Origin of the sequence: Desulfovibrio sp. 1188_IL3213, assembly GCF_036763145.1 — a bacterium.
Lineage (GTDB): Bacteria > Desulfobacterota > Desulfovibrionia > Desulfovibrionales > Desulfovibrionaceae > Desulfovibrio.
The window spans coordinates 1-845 of sequence record NZ_JBAIYR010000674.1; the positions used below are offsets into that span (position 1 = coordinate 1).

Consider the following 845-nt stretch of genomic DNA (forward strand, 5'->3'; position numbering starts at 1 on the left):
CGACAGCGCATACGGCATGGCGGCCGCCAACGGCGGCTCCAATACCATCAAGGCCATCGGCGGCGAGGTGGACGTTACCGCCAACGGCAGCAGCAACAGTTATGGCATGGCTGCCACAGACGGCGGCATCAATCTCATACAGCCCGGCAGCGGCCCGGTGACCGTCACCATTACCGCCACAGCGGACAGTGCCGAAAAGGCTATTGCCATGTGGGCCGATGGCGGCAACTCCGTAAACTACATCACTGGCAGCTCCAAGGCGGGCGGCCCGGGCGACAGCATCACCCTGAATGCCAACAACGGCCAGGGCATCGCCATGCAGGCCGAAAACGGCGGTCAAAACATTATCACCACCGGTGCGGGCAACGACAGTGTGATCATCAACGGTGACATCAAGGGCAACGGCAATGAGATCAACCTGAGCCGTGGCGACAACACCCTCACCCTCAACGGCGCGGTTGAGCCGGGCAGCCTCAACGTCAAGACCGAGGGCATCGGCGCCAGCGCCGGAACCTACACGCTCATACTTCAGGCGCCCGATGCCGAAAGCTTTGTCAGCCAGTATGGGGACTGGCTCAACGACATCGGCTCTGACGATCTTATCGCCAACGGCATGAGAGGCATAACCTTTGACGGACTGGACGTCGCAACCCTGCCCCCGGATTTTCTGGCGGAATTCAACGACACCCTGTGGAACTTGCACGCCGAGGGCGTTGCCATTGAGCCGCCGGAGCTTGTCGACCAGTTGCACGACCCCGCCAATTCCTTCAGCGCGCCCCTGTCCGCAATGGCCGACGATACGGGTGTGGAGCACCATGATACGCAGGGCGCGCAGAACGCGCAGC

1 pseudogene is annotated in these 845 nt (G+C 62.1%); it reads left to right on the forward strand.

Annotated elements, in window-relative coordinates:
• A pseudogene (locus V6C16_RS14455) lies at nucleotides 1-845 on the forward strand (hypothetical protein); the annotation flags it as partial.